This is a genomic window from Bradyrhizobium erythrophlei, assembly GCF_042430365.1.
In the GTDB taxonomy this organism is placed as follows: Bacteria; Pseudomonadota; Alphaproteobacteria; order Rhizobiales; family Xanthobacteraceae; genus Bradyrhizobium; species Bradyrhizobium erythrophlei.
Window position 1 is genome coordinate 1 of record NZ_JBHMET010000177.1, and the last position, 710, is coordinate 710.

Genomic DNA, 710 nt, shown 5'->3' on the forward strand with positions numbered 1-710 from the left:
ATTGGCCAGTCGCGCTATCAGGCGACACTGTATCCAGAGACGTTGGACGAGGTGATCGCGCCGGATAGCGCGGTGCGCGTCATTGACGGCTTTGTGGACAGCCTGGATCTCGCCGGGCTTGGCTTCTCGAAGGTTGAGGCGGAGGCGACGGGGCGGCCGCCTTACGACCCGCGCGATCTGTTGAAGCTTTATATCTACGGGTATCTGAACCAGATGCGTTCGAGCCGGCGGCTCGAGCGCGAGGCGCGGCGCAATGTCGAGGTGTTCTGGCTGATCAACCGGGTGACGCCGGTGTTCAAGACCATTTCGGACTTCCGCAAGGATCATCCGGAGGCAATTGCCGGTGTCTGCCGGGCCTTTATAAAATTCTGCCGCGAGCAATCGGTATTTGGAGGCGAAGTCCTGGCGATCGATGGGAGCAAGATGGCTGCGGCGGCAAGCCGCAAGCAGGTGGTCACAGAGAAGAAGCTCGCGGAGCGGGATGCAGCCATCGAGCGCAAGATCGCCGAGTACCTGGCCGCGATGGATGAGGCCGATGCCGAGGAGACGCCGGCTGAGCCGGCCAAGACCGACGTGGCCGCGGCCCTTGCCGCGCTGAAGGCTCAGCGGGCGCAGTTGCAGCAGCAGGCCGAACAATTGGTTCAGGAAGGGCTCAAGCAGAAGGTTTTGACCGAGCCTGAGGCCAGGCTCATGCGCACGCCGCGCGGCCA

The 710-nt window shown here is 63.2% G+C and carries 1 protein-coding gene; it reads left to right on the forward strand.

What is annotated here, in order from left to right:
• Nucleotides 1-51: 51 nt before the first annotated feature.
• Nucleotides 52-710 (forward strand): transposase (locus ACFFWD_RS25725; protein WP_376969850.1); only part of this gene is annotated, 659 nt, incomplete at its 3' end.